The sequence below is a fragment of the Actinoplanes oryzae genome (genome assembly GCF_030757795.1).
Lineage (GTDB): Bacteria > Actinomycetota > Actinomycetes > Mycobacteriales > Micromonosporaceae > Actinoplanes.
The window spans coordinates 1-14,930 of sequence record NZ_JAUQWH010000202.1 but is presented as its reverse complement, the minus strand read 5'-3'; the positions used below and the strand labels follow the sequence as shown (position 1 = coordinate 14,930).

Sequence of the window (14,930 nt, the reverse complement as noted above, 5' to 3'; positions counted from 1 at the left end):
GCGTACGAGGGGGGCGGCCAGTCGACCGGCGGCTGCGGGAACTTCCCCCGCCGCAGCAGCCGCCGCGCCCGGGTCCGGGTCGTCTGCACCTCGGTGAGCGTCAGGTGCTCCTCGAGCTTCTCCCCCAGGCCGCCGTCGAGCTCGGCGACGAGCCGCGACAACATCTCCGCCGCCTCGGCAGGCAGGGGCTTGCCGGTCCAGCCCCACAGCACCGTGCGCAGCTTGTTCTCCACGTGGAACGACACGCCGTGGTCGACCCCGTGGATCCGCCCGTCCGGCGCGTAGAGCACGTGGCCGCCCTTGCGGTCCGCGTTGTTGATCACCGCGTCGAGCACGGCGAGGCGGGCCAGGCGCGGGTCGTCGGCGTGCGCCAGCGCGTACGCGTCCCCGTCCTCGTCCCGCGCGTTGGCCACCGCGATCCAGCCCTGGGGAACGTCGTAGGCGGGCACGAACCCGATCAGCGACTCGGCCGAGCCGGGCTCGTCGATCCACAGCTGGCACATGCCGAGGCCCAGGGGCCCGTCGCGCAGGACCGTCGGCGGCACGAGCCCCCAGCCGGTCGCCTGCGAGACCAGGAACGCCGAGATCTCGCGGCCGGCCAGCGTGCCGTCCGGGAAGTCCCAGAGCGGGCGCTCGCCCTGCACCGGCTTGTAGACGCAGCGGCGGGTCAGCCCGTCGAGGGTGATCTCCGCGCGCAGCGTGGTGTTGGACGCGTCGACGAGCCGGCCCTCCAGCTCCAGCGAGCCGCGGGAGAGCAGCTCGAGGGCCTGCTCCTCGGCGAGCACGGCGGCCGGCTCGGCTGTCACCGGTGGTAGCCGTTCTGCCGGGGACAGAGGTGGCCGGCCGGGTCGAGCGGCTGGCCGCAGAGCGGGCACGGCGGGCGGCCGGCGGCGACCACGCGGCGGGCCCGGTCGATGAACGCCCGGGTCGCCTCCGGGGTGAGCCGGACGCGGAGCCGGTCGAGGTCGTCGTCGGGCTCGTCGTCCTCGTCGTCGCCGAGCGGGGTGTCGTCGTCCTCGTCCTCGTCGTCGTCCTCGACGAGTTCGGGCTCGGCGTCGCCCTCGCCGACCTCGATCGCCTCGATGACGACCGTGGCGGTGTCGACGTCGAACGCCAGCCCCAGCGTGCCGACGCGGAACTCCTCGTCGACGGGGGTCTCGAGCGGCTCGTTGTCGTTGACGGCCAGCGGGGACGGCTCCGGCAGCTTCACGCCGAAGCGGCGGCTCGCCTCGGTGAGCAGCTCCTCGAGCTTCTCGGCGAGCAACGACACCTGGACCTTCTCCAGCGCCACGCTGACGACCCGCCCGCCCCCTCGCGCCTGGAGGAAGAACGTGCGGTCGCCCGGCTCGCCCACCGTCCCGGCGACGAACCGCTCCGGCGGCTCGAAGGCATGCACCTGGTGGGTCATAGGGTCGACCCTATCCGCCCGCGCACGCGAGCGCGCAGCGCACCGGGCCGGTTCGCCGAGGGCGCAATGCGCACGCACCCAGCGGTAACACGATGGTCACCAACCGTTGTCAGACGCCCCCTCCGGCGCCGCCGCCCACCGCGGCGTCGCCCGACTCCGCGGCCTGTTTCGGCGGGATCAGCCCGGACAGATCGGTCGAGTCGTTGACCTTGACGACGAACGGCCGCGTCGGCGTGTACCTGATCACGGCCACCGAGGCCGGGTCGGCCACGATCCGCTGGAACTGGTCGAGGTGCAGCCCGAGGGCGTCCGCCACGATGGCCTTGATCACATCGCCGTGGCTGCACGCCACCCACAGCGCGTCCGGGCCGTGCTCGGCGGTCACCTTGGCGTCCCAGGTGCGCACGGTGGCGACAGCCCGCGCGGACATCGCCGCCATCGCCTCGCCGTTCGGGAAGACGGCCGCGCTCGGATGCTGCTGGACCACCTGCCAGAGCGGCTCCTTGGCGAGGTCCTTGAGCGGCTTGCCCTCCCAGTCGCCGTAACCGCACTCGATCAGGCCCTCGTCGAGCGCGGGCACGGCGTCGGGCAGCGCCAGCTCGACGGTCTGCCGGCAGCGGATCAGCGGGCTGGTCACGACGGTGGCGACGGGGAGATCCCGCAGCCTCTCCCCGGTACGCCGGGCCTGCGCGCGCCCGGTCTCGTCCAGCTCGACGGGCTGCCGGCCGGCCAGCACGCCCGTGGCGTTCGCGGTGGTCCGCCCGTGGCGGAGGAGCAGCAGAGTGGCCATGACTACTCCGCCACCCCGGACGCCTCGTAGGCCTCGGCCACGGTGCGCAACGTCGCGATGCCACTCTCCCGGTCGCCCACGTACAGGGCCACCGACAGGGTGCCGACGCCCGCGGCAGCGTACTCGCGCAAGCGCTCGACGATCTTGCTCTTGGGCCCGATCAGCGAGGTGCGGTCGATGAACTCCTGCGGCACGGCCGCGGCCGCGTCCCGGATCTTGCGGTCCAGATAGAGGTCCTGGACCTGCTTGGCCTCCGCGCCGTAGCCCATGCGGACCGCCAGCTGGTTGTAGAAATTCTGCTCGCGGCTGCCCATCCCGCCGACGTAGAGCGCGGCGTAGGGCCGGATCAGGTCGGCGCACGCGGCCACGTCGTCGCCGATCGCCACCGGCACGGTCGGGCACACGTCGAAGCCGGTCAGCCCGGCGCCGGCCTTGGCCCGCCCGCGCTCGATGTGCTGCAGGTACTCCCCCGCCGCGTCCGCGGCGAAGAAGATGGCCAGCCAGCCGTCGGCGATCTCCCCGGCCAGCTCCAGGTTCTTCGGGCCCACGGCCGCGAGATAGATGGGTACGGCCTCCCGGGGCGGATGGAACCCCAGCCGCAGCGCCTTGCCCGCCCCGTCCGGCAGCGGCAGCTGGTAGTGCTGACCGTCATAGGCCACGGGCTTGCGCGCGATCGCCAGCTTGACGATGTCGACGTACTCCCGGGTGCGGCCCAGCGGCTTGGCGAAGCGGACCCCGTGCCACCCCTCGGAGACCTGCGGGCCGGACACCCCGAGGCCGAGCCGGAAGCGGCCGCCCGACAGCGTGTCCAGGGTCGCCGCGGTCATGGCCGTCATCGCGGGGCTGCGCGCCGGGATCTGCATGACGGCGGCGCCGATGTCGATCCGCTCGGTCTGCCCGGCGATCCACGCGAGCATGGTGGGCGAGTCCGAGCCGTACGCCTCCGCCGCCCACACCACCGAGTAGCCGAGCCGGTCGGCCTCCTGTGCCATGGCGAGGTGGTCGGCCGGCGTGGTCCACGAGGTCTGGTAGCCGAGGCTGAATCCGAGCCGCACGGGTCCTCCCGTTCCGCGGTGCACCGATGCTCCGCGAGTACGAACCTACTTCACCACCGAGAGTGATCTCCCGGCAGTTGCGTCGCCTTCCCGACCGAACGCACAGGTGATCACGGTCTTATGTGCGTTCCGCGGGTGGTCTTCGCTGAATAAGGTTCAGGAATGCAGCAGAGACCGCTCGGCCGAAGCGGGCTGGCGGTCACCCGGCTCGGGCTCGGCACCATGACCTGGGGCCGCGACACCGACCCCGACGACGCCGCCGCCCAGCTGAAGGCGTTCCTCGACGCCGGGGGCACCCTCGTGGACACCGCCGACGTGTACGCGGACGGCGACGCCGAGGCGGTGATCGGCTCGCTGCTCGGCCACCTCGTCGCCCGCGAGGAGCTGGTCATCGCCACCAAGGCGGGGCTCGGGGGCTGGCGCCGCCGGGACGGCTCGCGCGGTCACCTGCTGCGCACCCTCGACGCGTCCCTGCGCCGCCTCGGCACCGACTATGTGGACCTGTGGCAGCTGCACGGCTACGACGCGCACACCCCGATGGAGGAGACGCTCGGCGCCCTGGACCACGCGGTGAGCAGCGGACGCGTCCGCTACGTCGGCGTGTCCAACTTCGCCGGGTGGCAGACCGCGCAGTTCGCCACCTGGCAGCGCGCCTACCCGGGCCGGGCGCCGATCGTCGCCACCCAGGTGGAGTACAGCCTGCTCGAGCGGGGCATCGAGCGCGAGGTCCTGCCCGCCGCGGCGGCCCTGGGCATCGGGGTGCTGCCCTGGTCGCCCCTGGGCCGCGGGGTGCTGACCGGCAAGTACCGCAACGGCCGCCCGCTCGACTCCCGCGCCGCCACCGACCACCTGGCGCCGTTCGTCCAGACCTACCTGGAGCCGCGCAGTTCCAGCATCGTCGAGGCGGTGGTCACGGCGGCCACGGGCCTGGGCGTCGAACCCCTCGAGGTCGCCCTCGCCTGGATCCGCGACCGCCCCGGCGTCACGGCGCCCATCCTCGGCGCCCGCACGGCCGGCCAGCTGCAGGGCGCCCTGCAGAGCGAGGACCTCACGCTGCCCGCGGAGATCGCGATGGCCCTCGACGACGTGTCCGCGCTCACCGTCGGCTACCCCGAGCGGGAGGGACTCACCGGCCCGGGAGCATGAACACTGGTCACTCGCCCGGCCGCGGCGCATATTAGACGCCATGGACTACGAGTACGCGCCCATGCGGTTGCCATCGAACGTCGATCGCCTGACCGCTGCGGCGCAGCTGGCCATCCAGGCGGAGTTCTCCGGCTGGGAGCTCGCCCGGGTGCAGCTCTACCGGGACGGCTCCCGGAAGGTGATGCTCCGCCGCAAGGTGCGGGACACCCCCCAGCCGGGTCTTTCGATATGACAAACGCGGCGCGCCCCGGGAGGGACGCGCCGCGCTTCACAACTCACAACTCACGACTCCCGGTGCAGCGGAGCCACTCCAGCCCCTGCGCTGCGCCCGTCGATGACTTGGGTGCCCAAAATCAGCGAAGCGGGGTTTCTTCGCTGATTTTTGGTGCCCAAGTCATCGACGGGCGCAGCGCCCGCCGGAGCGAAGCGAAGGCCATTTAATGGTTGTGCCCGGAGTGGTCTTCCTCGTCGTCCTCGTCGGGGAGGAAGGGGTGCTCGTCCAGCCGGCCCACGAGCAGGTCGTCGGGCGCCGGGGCGAACGGGCCGGCCCCGTCCTCGTCCGGGAAGGCCTCCAGGTCGAGCGGCTCCTTGATCTCGGAGACCGTGAGCAGCCCGTCGAGCGGCTCGAGCTCGGGCACGTCGAGCGCGCCCAGCGAGCCGTCGCCGGCCTGGAGCAGCTCGAGCACGGCCTCGCCGACGGACTCGACCGGCTCGGCCTCCTCGTCGGCGGGCACCAGGTTCTTGCGGGCCTCGTCGGCGACGCGGAGCAGGGCCGCGACGCTGGGGACCCGGTAGTCGCGCCGCTGGCGGACCGAGATCACCTGATCGTAGGGGTCGCCGGAGCCGTCGAGGGCGCCGGCCGTGGCGGCGAAGCGGGCGTCCGCCTCGTCGGGGTCGATGGACTCGACGTCCCACGGCGTGACCTCGCCGAAGGCGTCGAGCAGCCGCTCGTCGTAGGCGAACGAGGCGTTGTTCAGGGTGACGTACGCCTTCCAGACGTCGTCGTCGTCCACCCGGCCCTGGGCGGCCTTGACCGCCGCCAGGTGCTGCTTGGCGGCCTCCACGACCCGGTCGAGGGCGGCATCGAGCTCCGCGTGCTGGTCGTCGGTCATGGTGACAGTGGTCCTCTCGGCGTCGAGCGTAAGAAGCGAGATCAGCTCGACCGCAGCAGGCGGTCGAGCACACGCACGCCGAACTGTAGTCCCTCGACCGGGACGCGCTCGTCGATGCCGTGGAACAACGAGGAGAACGGCAGGTCGGCGGGGAGTTTCAGGGGCGCGAAGCCGAAGCAGCGGATGCCCAGGGTGCTGAAGGCCTTGGCGTCGGTGCCGCCCGACAGCATGTACGGCACGGCGCGGGCGCCCGGGTCCTCGGCGCGCAGGGCGGCGCCCATCGCGTCGACGAGCGCCCCGTCGAAGCTGGTCTCGACGGCGCCCTGCTGCGACACGTGCTCGATCTCGATGTCGGGGCCGATGAGCTCCCGGAACTGCTCGAGGAACGCCTCCGCCTGGCCGGGCAGCGTGCGGCAGTCGATCGTCGCGGACGCCGTACCCGGGATGACGTTGTCCTTGTAGCCGGCCTCGAGCCGCGTCGGGTTGGCCGTGTTGCGCACGGTCGCGCCGATGATGTTGGCGATCGGGCCGAGCTTGGCGATGGCCAGCTCCGGCTCGTCGGGGTCGAGCTCGATGCCCAGCGCGTCGGAGACCTGCTCCAGGAAGGCCCGGACGGTCGGGGTGAGCACCATCGGGAACTTGTGCCGGCCGACCGCGGCGACCGCCTCGGCCAGCGCGGTGACCGCGTTGTCGTCGTGGACGAACGAGCCGTGGCCGGGCCGGCCCTTGGCGTGCAGGCGCAGCCAGTCGATGCCCTTCTCCGCGGTCTCGACCAGGTAGAGCCGCAGGTCCTTGCTGACCGTGTACGAGAACCCGCCCACCTCGCCGATCGCCTCGGTGACGCCCTCGAACAGGCCGGCGTGCTCGTGGACGAGGAACTGGGAGCCGTACTCCATGCCGGCCTCCTCGTCCGCGGTGAAGGCGAGCACGATGTCGCGCGGCGGGACGACGCCGGTGCGCTGCCACTCGCGGACCGTCGCGATCATCATCGCGTCGAAGTCCTTCATGTCGATCGCGCCGCGGCCCCACAGGTAGCCGTCCTTCTCCTCGCCGGAGAAGGGGTGCACCGACCACTCGCTCGCGTCGGCGGGCACCACGTCGAGGTGGCCGTGCACGAGCAGGGCCCCCCGGGACGGGTCGCTGCCCGGGATGCGCGCCACGAGGTTGGCCCGTTTCGGCGCGGACTCGTGCAGCACGGACTCGATGCCGACCTCGGCGAGCTGCGCGGCGACGTACTCGGCAGCGACGCGCTCCCCGGCGGTGGTCCGCGGGTCACCGGTGTTGCTGGTGTCGATCCGGAGCAGGTCGCGGCAGATGCCGATGACCTCGTCGGCGGCGGTGATCGGTTCCATCCGCTATTCCTACCAGCTGCGGGCGCCGGGCGCGTTTGGCGGGCTTCACCCGGCGGGTACCTCCCGCCCGTGTCCGCAACCCTTCCCCCGCTGCCGCCGGTCGGCGGCGAGACCACCGGCATCGCGATCACCGACGTGGTCGCCCGCGAGCACCGCGAGTTGCTCGCCCTCGCCGAGGAGCTGACAGCCGACGGTACGGACGCCGCGCGCCGGGCGACGATCGCCCAGGTGCTCGTCGCGTCGGTGGCCCGGCACCTCTCCGCCGAGGAGCAGTACCTCTATCCCGCCGTACGCTCGGTCGTCCCGGACGGCCCGGAGCTGGTGACCCGGGAGCTGGCCGAGGACCGCGCGCTGCTGGAGGAGCTGCGCCTGTTCGAGGGCTCCGGCGACTCCTCGGGGCTGGCCGCCCGGCTGCGGAGGCACGCCGGGGCCGCATCCGCGGAGCTGATCCCCCTGCTCGAACAGCTCGCCGGGGTCGAGGACCTGATCCGGCTGGGCAACCGTTTCGAGACGGCCCTGGAGGCGGCGCCGACCCGCCCGCACCCGGGCACCCCGGTGACGCCGCCGTGGAACAAGGTGGTGGACCCGGCCGTGGCCCTCGTGGACAAGGTTCGCGACGTCGTGGGGCGGCGGACGACGTACCCGAAGGATCTCTGACCAGGCACACAACAAGACTTCCGTCAATGGCAGAGGACCAAGGTCATATGACGGTGATCGATGCTCGTACTGATTGGTAACTTCTGTCCTTTTGAGTTACCCGTTTGTCATATCTGGGGGATCTTTGGTCGGCCGAAGGTCTAGCCCTTATCCTGCAAACGTCCTACCGTCACGCTATGAACCTGGAGCTGCGGCATCTCAAGGTGGTTGTTGCCATCGCGGAGACGGGCAGCGTGACGAAGGCTGCGTCGCTGCTCGGACTGGCCCAGCCGGCCCTCACCGCCCAGCTGCAACGCATCGAGCGCACGCTCGGCGGACCGCTGTTCGAGAGGGACCGGCGCGGCGCACGCCCCACGGCCCTGGGTGAGCTGGTGCTCTCCCGGGCCCGGGTGCTCCTGCCGGCGATGAAGGGCCTGCAGGACGAGGCCGCCCGGCTGGCCGGGTCCGGCTCGGACACCACGATGGGCCGCTACCGCATCGGCTCGATCGGCGGCCCGGTCGTCGGCGGCATGGTGCAGCGCCTCTCGGAGGCCCAGCCGGACGCGCAGATCAGCACGTTCGCGTCGTACTCGCAGGACGAGCTCGCCTCGCTCACCCAGGCCGGCAAGCTGGACTTCATCCAGATCGGCGCGTGCGGGCACAACATGAACCCCACGCCCGAGTACGGCCTGACGTGGCAGAGCATCGCCGTCGACGGCATCTGCATCCTCATGCCCGAGGACCATCCCCGGGCGCAGGAGCTCGACGTCGACCTGGCCGACCTCGCCGAGGAGAAGTGGGTCGCCGGGCCGGGCGAGGGCTGCTTCGCCGACTGCTTCGCCGCGGCCTGTGCCCGGGCCGGGTTCACCCCCCTCCGCATCTTCGAGACCGACATCCGCGGCTGCGTCGACATGGCCGAGTCGGGCGTCGCCCTGGCCCTCTGCCAGCACGCCTTCCGCCCGCCGAGCGGCCTGGTCACCCGCCCCCTGCGCGGCGCGCCCCTGCGCTGGCGCCAGCTCCTGGGCTGGCACCCGGACAGCCCGGCGGCCCAGGTGGCCCCCCGCCTGCTGGAGATGGCCGGGGAGGCCTATCTCGACGCCTCGGCCCGGAATCCGCTCTATCTGAAATGGCGCGAAAGCTATCCCGATCTCGGCGTCGAACAACTCGCCGCCGTCTGATCCGCCCGCTCCCCCGGTTCACACCGGCGTCATGTTTGCCCGGCGCCCGGAATCGTGGCTGCCGCATTACGATGCGACACCATGACGCCGCCCGAGCCCGCTGTGTCCGGCGACTTCGAGCTGTCGACGGACGAGCGGCGCGTGGTGGCGCGCCACGTCGTCCTGCGAGGGGTGCGGGCGTGATCCTGCCGAAGGTGCGCGACCCGCGGTTCATCACGATCCGCCGGGGCGGGACGCTCACCGACGACGACCACCGGCTGCTGGCGCTGTGGGCGGCCGGGTGTGCGGAGCATGTGCTCGGGCTGTTCGAAGCGGCCCGGCCGGAGGACACACGGCCGCGGGAGGCGATCGAGGCGGCGCGGGCGTGGACGCGCGGCGAGCTGAGGATGATGGACGCCCGGGCGGTGGGCGGGCACGCGATGGGGGCCGCGCGGGACCTGCGGGGTGCGCCCCGGTTCGCCGCGTACGCCGCCGGGCAGGCCGCCGTCGTCGCACATGTCGCCGCGCACGAGCTGGGCGCCGCCGCGTACGCGATCAAGGCCGTGCGCGCCGACCAGGGTGACGAGGCCGGGCGGGACGAGTGCCAGTGGCAGCGGGAGCGGTTGCCCGCGGAGATCCGGGAGCTGGTGCTCGACGATCAGCGGCTGCGCAACGACATCTGCTGGTCGGTGTTCGGGTGAAGCCCCCGGCCTCAGGGCCGGGGGCTGCGTTCCGAGCGGGTCGGGTCAGGCGGTCGCCGGGGCGGGCGAGGCGACCGAGAAGGTCAGCTCCCCGTCCGCGACGCCGACGGTGACCGTCTGGCCGGGGGCGAGGTCCGCCGCCAGCAGCATCCGCGACAACCGGTTGTCCAGCTCGCGCTGGATCGTGCGGCGCAGCGGGCGGGCCCCGTACTCCGGCTGGAAGCCCTTCTCCGCCAGCCAGTCGACCGCCTCCGTGGCGATCTCCAGCCGGATGTCCTGCGCCCGCAGCCGCCGGCGGGTCTCGTCGAGCAGCAGCTCGGTGATCTGGCGCAGCTGCTGCGTCTCGAGCTGCCGGAAGACGATGACCTCGTCGATCCGGTTGAGGAACTCGGGCCGGAACTGCTCGCGCAGCCGCCGGTCGAGCCGCTCGCGCAGGTCGCGGTCCTCCGACGCGCCGGCGTCGGACGCGCCGAAGCCGAGGGTGCGCTTGGTGCCGCTGATGATCTCCGAGCCGATGTTGCTGGTCATGATCAGCACCGTGTTCTTGAAGCTCACCGTGCGGCCCTGGCTGTCGGTCAGCCGGCCGTCGTCGAGCACCTGGAGCAGGATGTTGAAGACGTCCGGGTGGGCCTTCTCGATCTCGTCCAGCAGCACCACACTGTACGGCCGGCGCCGCACGGCCTCGGTCAGCTGCCCCGCCTCGTCGTAGCCGACGTAGCCGGGAGGGGCACCGACGAGCCGGGACACGGTGTGCCGCTCCTGGAACTCGCTCATGTCGAGGCGGATCATCCGCTCGGACTCGCCGAAGAGCGCCTCCGCCAGCGAGCGCGCCAGCTCGGTCTTGCCGACGCCGGTCGGGCCCAGGAAGAGGAAGCTGCCGACGGGCCGGTCGGGGTCCCCGAGCCCGGCACGCGAGCGGCGCACGGCCTCGGCGACCGCGGCGACGGCGTCCTCCTGGCCCACCACCCGGTCGTGCAGGTGGCTCTCCAGGCGCAGCAGGCGCTCGCGCTCCTCCTCGGTGAGCTGGGCGACCGGGATGCCGGTGGCCCGCGAGACGACCTCGGCGATGTCCTCCGGGGTCACCTGCGGCACGGCGCCCTCGCCGCCCTCGGCCTGCCGGATCTGCTCCTTGACGGCGTTGATCTCGTCGCGCAGCTCCGACGCCCGCTCGTAGTGCTCCGCCGCCACGGCCTGGTCACGGTCGCGGGACAGCTGCTCGAGGCGGCGCTCCTGCTCGCGTACGTCCGCGGCGGGGGTCTTCACCCGCAGCCGCACCCGCGCGCCGGCCTGGTCGATCAGGTCGATCGCCTTGTCGGGCAGGAACCGGTCGGTGATGTAGCGGTCGGACAGCTCCGCCGCGGCCTGCAGGGCCTCGTCGGTGATCCGGACCTGGTGGTGCGCCTCGTAGTTGTCGCGCAGGCCGCGCAGGATCGCCACGGTGTCCTCGACGCTCGGCTCGCCGACCAGCACCGGCTGGAAGCGCCGGGCCAGGGCCGCGTCCTTCTCGATGTAGCGCCTGTACTCGTCGAGGGTGGTCGCGCCGACCACGCGCAGCTGGCCGCGGGCGAGCGCGGGCTTGAGCATGTTGGAGGCGTCCATGCCGCCGCCGTCGCCCCCGCCGCCGCCGGCCCCGACCAGGGTGTGGATCTCGTCGAGGAAGACGATGAGGCCGTCGCCGCTCTCCTGGATCTCGGTGATGACCTTCTGCAGGCGCTCCTCGAAGTCGCCGCGGTAGCGGGTGCCCGCCACCAGGCCGGCCAGGTCGAGCTGGATGACGCGCTTGCCGGCGAGGGTCTGCGGGACGTCGCCGTCCACGATGCGCTGGGCCAGGCCCTCCACGATCGCGGTCTTGCCGACGCCAGCCTCGCCGATCAGCACCGGGTTGTTCTTGGTGCGCCGGGACAGCACCTCGACGGCCTGCTCGATCTCGGTGGCCCGGCCGACGACCGGGTCGATCTCGCCGCGCCGGGCCATCTCGGTGAGGTCCACGCCGTACTGCTCGAGGGTCGGGGTGTTCGTGGTGCCACCTCCTGGGGCGTTTCCGCCGCCGCCACCGCCGGGGGTGGGCTGGTCGGCCTGCTGCAGGGTCCGCGGGTCGATCCGGGAGGCGAGCAGCCGCCCGGCCGCGGTGTCGGGGTTGAGGCCCAGCGCCATGAGGACGTGCTCGGGACCCACGTAGGACGCGCCGACGGCGCGCGAGATCTGCAGGCTGTCGAGCAGCGCCCGCTTGGCCGCCGGGGTGAGCGCGAGCCGTTCGGCCTGCGCGGCGCCGGGCTGACCCGCGCCGCCGAGCTCCCGCAGGATCGAGTCGGGGTCGGCGCCGGCGCGGCGCACCAGGGCCCGCTGCGGCTCCTGCTGCAGGACGCCCCAGAGCAGGTGGTCGGTGTCCAGGTCGGCGATGTCCGACCCGGCCGGCGCCACCTCGGCGGCGCGGCGGGCGGCGTCGGACAGCGCGCGGCGCGCGTCCTGGCTCATGTACCTGGTGATGTCGATCCGCTGGGCGGACCGGCGTGGCTCCGGCGCCCCGAAGAAGCGCGCGAAGATGTCGTCCCAGTCGCCGGGTCCGATGCTCATGCTGGTTCTCTCCTTCGTCGGGCGTACGCACCTCGCGCCTACCCGGTGTCGCCCTCTCCAACCGCCTTAACGATCGTTCAATTCCGCTGTGAGACGCTGGTCTCATGACTGCGCTGCTCGTCGTCGACGCCGCCAACGTCGTGGGCTCCAGGCCCGACGGGTGGTGGCGCGACCGGGCGGGGGCGACCGCCCGGCTGCGCGACGCGCTGTCCGATCTCAACGCCACGGGGCTTCCTGATCTTCCGGCGCCGATCGAGGTCGTGCTCGTGGTCGAGGGCAGGGCGCGGGACGTCCCCGGGATCGAGGGCGTCCGCGTCGTCGCCGCGCCGGGCTCGGGCGACGACCGGATCGTCGAGGTCGTGGCCGGGGCGGCGGACCGGCGGGTGGTGGTCGTCACGGCCGACCGCGGGCTGCGCGAGCGGGTGACCGCGCTCGGGGCGGAAGTGCGGGGCCCGGGCAGCGTCCCCCGCAGAAGAGAGTGAGTCATGCGTGAATCGGACACGCAGTCGCTCGCCGACCATCGTGGACGACTAAGCTCTGACGTATAGAGGTGCTGTCGAACACCGGGAGGCTGCACGTTGGCCAGCGTCGCCGAGGTCAAAGCGGCCGTGGACGCCGCGCTCCAGCAGGTCACCGAGGGTCAGCAGGCGATCCAGGCGGCCCGGGAGAAGATCGGGGAGGCCCAGCAGAGCCTCGCCGCGGCCCTGGACGGCTCCGCCAACGACGCCGTCGGCGCCGCGCACGCCTCGCTGTCCCAGGCGGACCAGCAGCTGGAGGAGTGCATGGGCGCGACCCTGCAGGCGGTCGAGCAGGCGCAGACCTACACGGCGACCCTCTGAGCCGATGTCCCTGCTGCAGGAACTCGGCGCCCAGCTCCGCGCCACCTCGGAGGAGCTGCCCACCGGCCCTGTCACGGTCGCGCGGGAGAAGCTGACCAGCGCCACCGAGCTGCTCAACTGGGTGCGCCAGACGTCCGTCGACCCGCTGGGCGTACCGCAGCTGGGCAATGCCGTCGAGGCGGCCGAGCGCGCCGCGGCGGCCCTGCGCCTCGCCCAGGACGCGATCGCGCAGTACCTGGCCGCGCTGGGCCTGGCCGCGGGCGAGGGGGCCGCGCCGCCCGAGGCCGACTACAAGGCCGGGCTGCGGCCGCAGGAGGCCGAGGCGGTCGCCACCGAGACGCAGCCCGCGCCCGAGGAGCTGGGCCCGTGGTGGCAGCGCCGGGTCGCCGAGCTGACCGGCGAGGCGCCCCCGGCCGAGCAGCAGGAGGCCGGCAACGGCGCCGGAAACACCGCCGACCTGCTGCGCCGCGTCGCCGCCGGGGTGCGCTCCGGCGACCGGGCCCGGGTCGGCCGCGACCTGCACCAGGTGAACGCCGCCACCGGGCTGGGGCTCTCAGCCGCCAGCTCACCCGTGCTGCACCGGCTGGCCGGCGACTTGCTGGGCCACGAGCCGCGGCCCGAGGACCTCAAGCGGCTGCAGAGCGCCGCCAGCGGGCGGGTGAAGTCGCTGCTGCCCGGCACCCCGCCCGAGGTGCTGGACACGCTGCTCGCCCGGATCTGCCGCGCGCCCGCGAAGAACGAGCAGCCCGCCCACCCCGCCGACTCGGCCGTCACCGCCAGCGTGCTGACCGGCGTGCTGCTCGCCCGGCTCGGCCGCGACCCGGCCACCCTGGACCCCGCCGCCCCCGAGCCCGTACGGAGCCCGAACGTCGATGCCTGAGTCCCTCACCCAGCAGGTCGTCGAGGTCCGGGCCGCGCTCTCGCACGCACTCGGCATCGCCGTGGAGGCCCGGGACGCCGCGCTGGACGAGCTCGACGCCGCCCGGGCCCGCCGCGGCAAGGTCGTGGCGGCCGCCAAGGAACGGCGTGGCCGGATCAAGGAGCAGCGCGACAAGCGCCTGCGGCAGATCGACGAGGAGCGCGACCGGGCCCTCGCCGAGCTGGCCGGCGCCGCCGCCGAGACCGCGCTGCTCGCGGCCCCGGGTGCGGCCGGCGCCCCCTGGAACGCCTGGGAGGCGACGCCCGGGGACACCGGCACCCCCGCGCCCGAGCTGCGGGCCGGGCTGCTGAGGCTCCCGTACGCCGGGGAGGTCCCCGCCCTCGTCCCGCTCCTCGACCGCGGGCACGTCGTGGTCCGCGGCGACCGGGCCGTCGGCGACGACGTGGTGGCCGGCCTGCTGCTGCGCGCCCTGGGCAGCGCCGAGCCGGGCCGCATCGTCCTCACCGGGTACGACCCCGAGCAGCTCGGCGGCGGCCTGGCCGGCTTCGCCCCGCTGGCGCCCGCCGGGGTGCTGCGCTTCGTCGGGCCGGGCGGCCTCGGGGCGCTCCTCGACGAGCTGGTCGACCACGTGCGGCGGATCAACGAGACGGTGCTGGCCGGCGAGTACTCGTCGCTGCGCGAGCTGAGCGCCGCGACCGGGCGCCGCCCCGAGCCCTGGCGCGTCGCCGTGCTGCTCGGCTCCGGGCGCCCCGACGAGCTGTCCCGCCACGAACGCAGCCAGCTCTCGCGGTTGCTGCGGACGGGCGCCGCGTGCGGTGTCCACCTGATCCTGCGCAACATGCCCGCCGAGGACGGCACCGCCGAGATCGTCACCGCCGGGCCGGCGACCGAGGGCCGGATCAGCGGGTGCGGCGACCTGCCGGTGGTCTTCGACGCCGGGCCGCCGCCGGTCCTGGTGACGCAGACGTGCCGGCGGATCGCGGACGAGGTCGCCGCCGGGCCCGCCCCGGTCGCGCTGGACAGCCTGCTGCCCGCCGAGGAGTGGCAGGAGACCTCGGCGCGCGCGCTGACCGCCCCGCTCGGCGACAGCCCGCAGGGGGCGCCGGTCGAGGTCACGCTGGCCGACTATCCGCCGCACGCGCTGATCGCCGGGCCGTCGGGCACCGGCAAGACCAACCTCATCTACGCCTGGATGGGCGCGCTGGCCGCCCGCTACTCCCCCGCCGAGCTGGCGTTCTACCTGCTCGACTTCAAGGAGGGCGTGTCGTTCGCCCGGTTCG

The 14,930-nt window shown here is 73.4% G+C and carries 16 protein-coding genes; 9 read left to right on the top strand and 7 right to left on the bottom strand.

The annotated features are described in order from the left end of the window. From RBH18_RS38650 to RBH18_RS38635, 4 genes are all read right to left on the bottom strand, one after another. A partial coding sequence (locus tag RBH18_RS38650) for an SCO1664 family protein (RefSeq protein ID WP_306215469.1) occupies window positions 1-806 on the bottom strand: 806 nt, incomplete at its 3' end. Beyond that, on the bottom strand, window positions 803-1,408 hold the full coding sequence (locus tag RBH18_RS38645; RefSeq protein WP_306215468.1) for a DUF3090 domain-containing protein: 606 nt from the start codon (window positions 1,406-1,408) through the stop codon (window positions 803-805). The genes RBH18_RS38645 and RBH18_RS38650, both read right to left, overlap by 4 nt. Window positions 1,409-1,517: 109 nt before the next feature. Continuing rightward, a complete protein-coding gene (locus RBH18_RS38640) occupies window positions 1,518-2,198 on the bottom strand; it encodes a histidine phosphatase family protein (protein ID WP_306215467.1) in 681 nt (226 codons plus the stop codon). Between the two features lie 2 nt (window positions 2,199-2,200). Then, window positions 2,201-3,253, bottom strand: a complete 1,053-nt coding sequence (locus RBH18_RS38635; protein ID WP_306215466.1) for an LLM class F420-dependent oxidoreductase — start codon at window positions 3,251-3,253, stop codon at window positions 2,201-2,203. 162 nt (window positions 3,254-3,415) lie between these two features. On the opposite strand from RBH18_RS38635, the gene RBH18_RS38630 reads away from it, so the two are divergent. Next, window positions 3,416-4,399 (top strand): aldo/keto reductase, encoded by a 984-nt coding sequence (locus RBH18_RS38630; protein ID WP_306215465.1) that lies wholly within the window; start codon window positions 3,416-3,418, stop codon window positions 4,397-4,399. 40 nt (window positions 4,400-4,439) lie between these two features. Next, a complete protein-coding gene (locus tag RBH18_RS38625; protein WP_306215464.1) occupies window positions 4,440-4,631 on the top strand; it encodes a DUF5703 family protein in 192 nt (63 codons plus the stop codon). Window positions 4,632-4,836: 205 nt separating this feature from the next. On the opposite strand, the gene RBH18_RS38620 is transcribed toward RBH18_RS38625, so the two are convergent. Both RBH18_RS38620 and RBH18_RS38615 read right to left on the bottom strand, forming a co-directional pair. Further along, complete coding sequence (locus RBH18_RS38620) at window positions 4,837-5,511, bottom strand: hypothetical protein (RefSeq protein ID WP_306215463.1); 675 nt, start codon at window positions 5,509-5,511, stop codon at window positions 4,837-4,839. A gap of 41 nt (window positions 5,512-5,552) precedes the next feature. Continuing rightward, on the bottom strand, window positions 5,553-6,863 hold the full coding sequence (locus RBH18_RS38615) for a M20/M25/M40 family metallo-hydrolase (RefSeq protein ID WP_306215462.1): 1,311 nt from the start codon (window positions 6,861-6,863) through the stop codon (window positions 5,553-5,555). A 69-nt stretch (window positions 6,864-6,932) separates the two neighbouring features. Here RBH18_RS38615 and RBH18_RS38610 point away from each other — a divergent pair, with 69 nt between their 5' ends. The 3 genes from RBH18_RS38610 to RBH18_RS38600 all read left to right on the top strand — a co-directional run bounded on the left by RBH18_RS38610 (window position 6,933) and on the right by RBH18_RS38600 (window position 9,357). Beyond that, on the top strand, window positions 6,933-7,520 hold the full coding sequence (locus tag RBH18_RS38610) for a hemerythrin domain-containing protein (RefSeq protein WP_306215461.1): 588 nt from the start codon (window positions 6,933-6,935) through the stop codon (window positions 7,518-7,520). Between the two features lie 176 nt (window positions 7,521-7,696). Beyond that, window positions 7,697-8,677: a LysR family transcriptional regulator gene (locus tag RBH18_RS38605; RefSeq protein ID WP_306215460.1), complete on the top strand. Its 981-nt coding sequence runs from the start codon at window positions 7,697-7,699 to the stop codon at window positions 8,675-8,677. A gap of 179 nt (window positions 8,678-8,856) precedes the next feature. Then, window positions 8,857-9,357 (top strand): putative immunity protein, encoded by a 501-nt coding sequence (locus RBH18_RS38600; RefSeq protein WP_306215459.1) that lies wholly within the window; start codon window positions 8,857-8,859, stop codon window positions 9,355-9,357. Between the two features lie 45 nt (window positions 9,358-9,402). Here the strand turns inward: RBH18_RS38600 and RBH18_RS38595 are convergent, their stop codons facing one another. Further along, on the bottom strand, window positions 9,403-11,931 hold the full coding sequence (locus RBH18_RS38595) for an ATP-dependent Clp protease ATP-binding subunit (protein ID WP_306215458.1): 2,529 nt from the start codon (window positions 11,929-11,931) through the stop codon (window positions 9,403-9,405). Between the two features lie 104 nt (window positions 11,932-12,035). Here RBH18_RS38595 and RBH18_RS38590 point away from each other — a divergent pair, with 104 nt between their 5' ends. The 4 genes from RBH18_RS38590 to RBH18_RS38575 all read left to right on the top strand — a co-directional run. Next, window positions 12,036-12,413: a PIN domain-containing protein gene (locus RBH18_RS38590; RefSeq protein WP_306215457.1), complete on the top strand. Its 378-nt coding sequence runs from the start codon at window positions 12,036-12,038 to the stop codon at window positions 12,411-12,413. A 96-nt stretch (window positions 12,414-12,509) separates the two neighbouring features. Beyond that, window positions 12,510-12,770 carry a hypothetical protein gene (locus RBH18_RS38585; RefSeq protein ID WP_306215456.1) on the top strand — a complete coding sequence of 87 codons (261 nt, stop codon included), beginning with the start codon at window positions 12,510-12,512 and terminating at the stop codon, window positions 12,768-12,770. A gap of 4 nt (window positions 12,771-12,774) precedes the next feature. Beyond that, window positions 12,775-13,650: a hypothetical protein gene (locus RBH18_RS38580; RefSeq protein ID WP_306215455.1), complete on the top strand. Its 876-nt coding sequence runs from the start codon at window positions 12,775-12,777 to the stop codon at window positions 13,648-13,650. Next, window positions 13,643-14,930, top strand: a 1,288-nt coding sequence (locus tag RBH18_RS38575) for an FtsK/SpoIIIE domain-containing protein (protein ID WP_306215454.1), incomplete at its 3' end; no start/stop codon positions are given. The genes RBH18_RS38580 and RBH18_RS38575, both read left to right, overlap by 8 nt.

Bases quoted from the DNA above. Each gene is read 5' to 3' on its own strand.
- RBH18_RS38645 (WP_306215468.1), bottom strand. From the start codon at position 1,408: ATGACCCACCAGGTGCATGCCTTCGAGCCGCCGGAGCGGTTCGTCGCC.
- RBH18_RS38640 (WP_306215467.1), bottom strand. From the start codon at position 2,198: ATGGCCACTCTGCTGCTCCTCCGCCACGGGCGGACCACCGCGAACGCC.
- RBH18_RS38630 (WP_306215465.1), top strand. From the start codon at position 3,416: ATGCAGCAGAGACCGCTCGGCCGAAGCGGGCTGGCGGTCACCCGGCTC.
- RBH18_RS38625 (WP_306215464.1), top strand. From the start codon at position 4,440: ATGGACTACGAGTACGCGCCCATGCGGTTGCCATCGAACGTCGATCGC.
- RBH18_RS38620 (WP_306215463.1), bottom strand. From the start codon at position 5,511: ATGACCGACGACCAGCACGCGGAGCTCGATGCCGCCCTCGACCGGGTC.
- RBH18_RS38615 (WP_306215462.1), bottom strand. From the start codon at position 6,863: ATGGAACCGATCACCGCCGCCGACGAGGTCATCGGCATCTGCCGCGAC.
- RBH18_RS38605 (WP_306215460.1), top strand. From the start codon at position 7,697: ATGAACCTGGAGCTGCGGCATCTCAAGGTGGTTGTTGCCATCGCGGAG.
- RBH18_RS38595 (WP_306215458.1), bottom strand. From the start codon at position 11,931: ATGAGCATCGGACCCGGCGACTGGGACGACATCTTCGCGCGCTTCTTC.
- RBH18_RS38590 (WP_306215457.1), top strand. From the start codon at position 12,036: ATGACTGCGCTGCTCGTCGTCGACGCCGCCAACGTCGTGGGCTCCAGG.
- RBH18_RS38580 (WP_306215455.1), top strand. From the start codon at position 12,775: ATGTCCCTGCTGCAGGAACTCGGCGCCCAGCTCCGCGCCACCTCGGAG.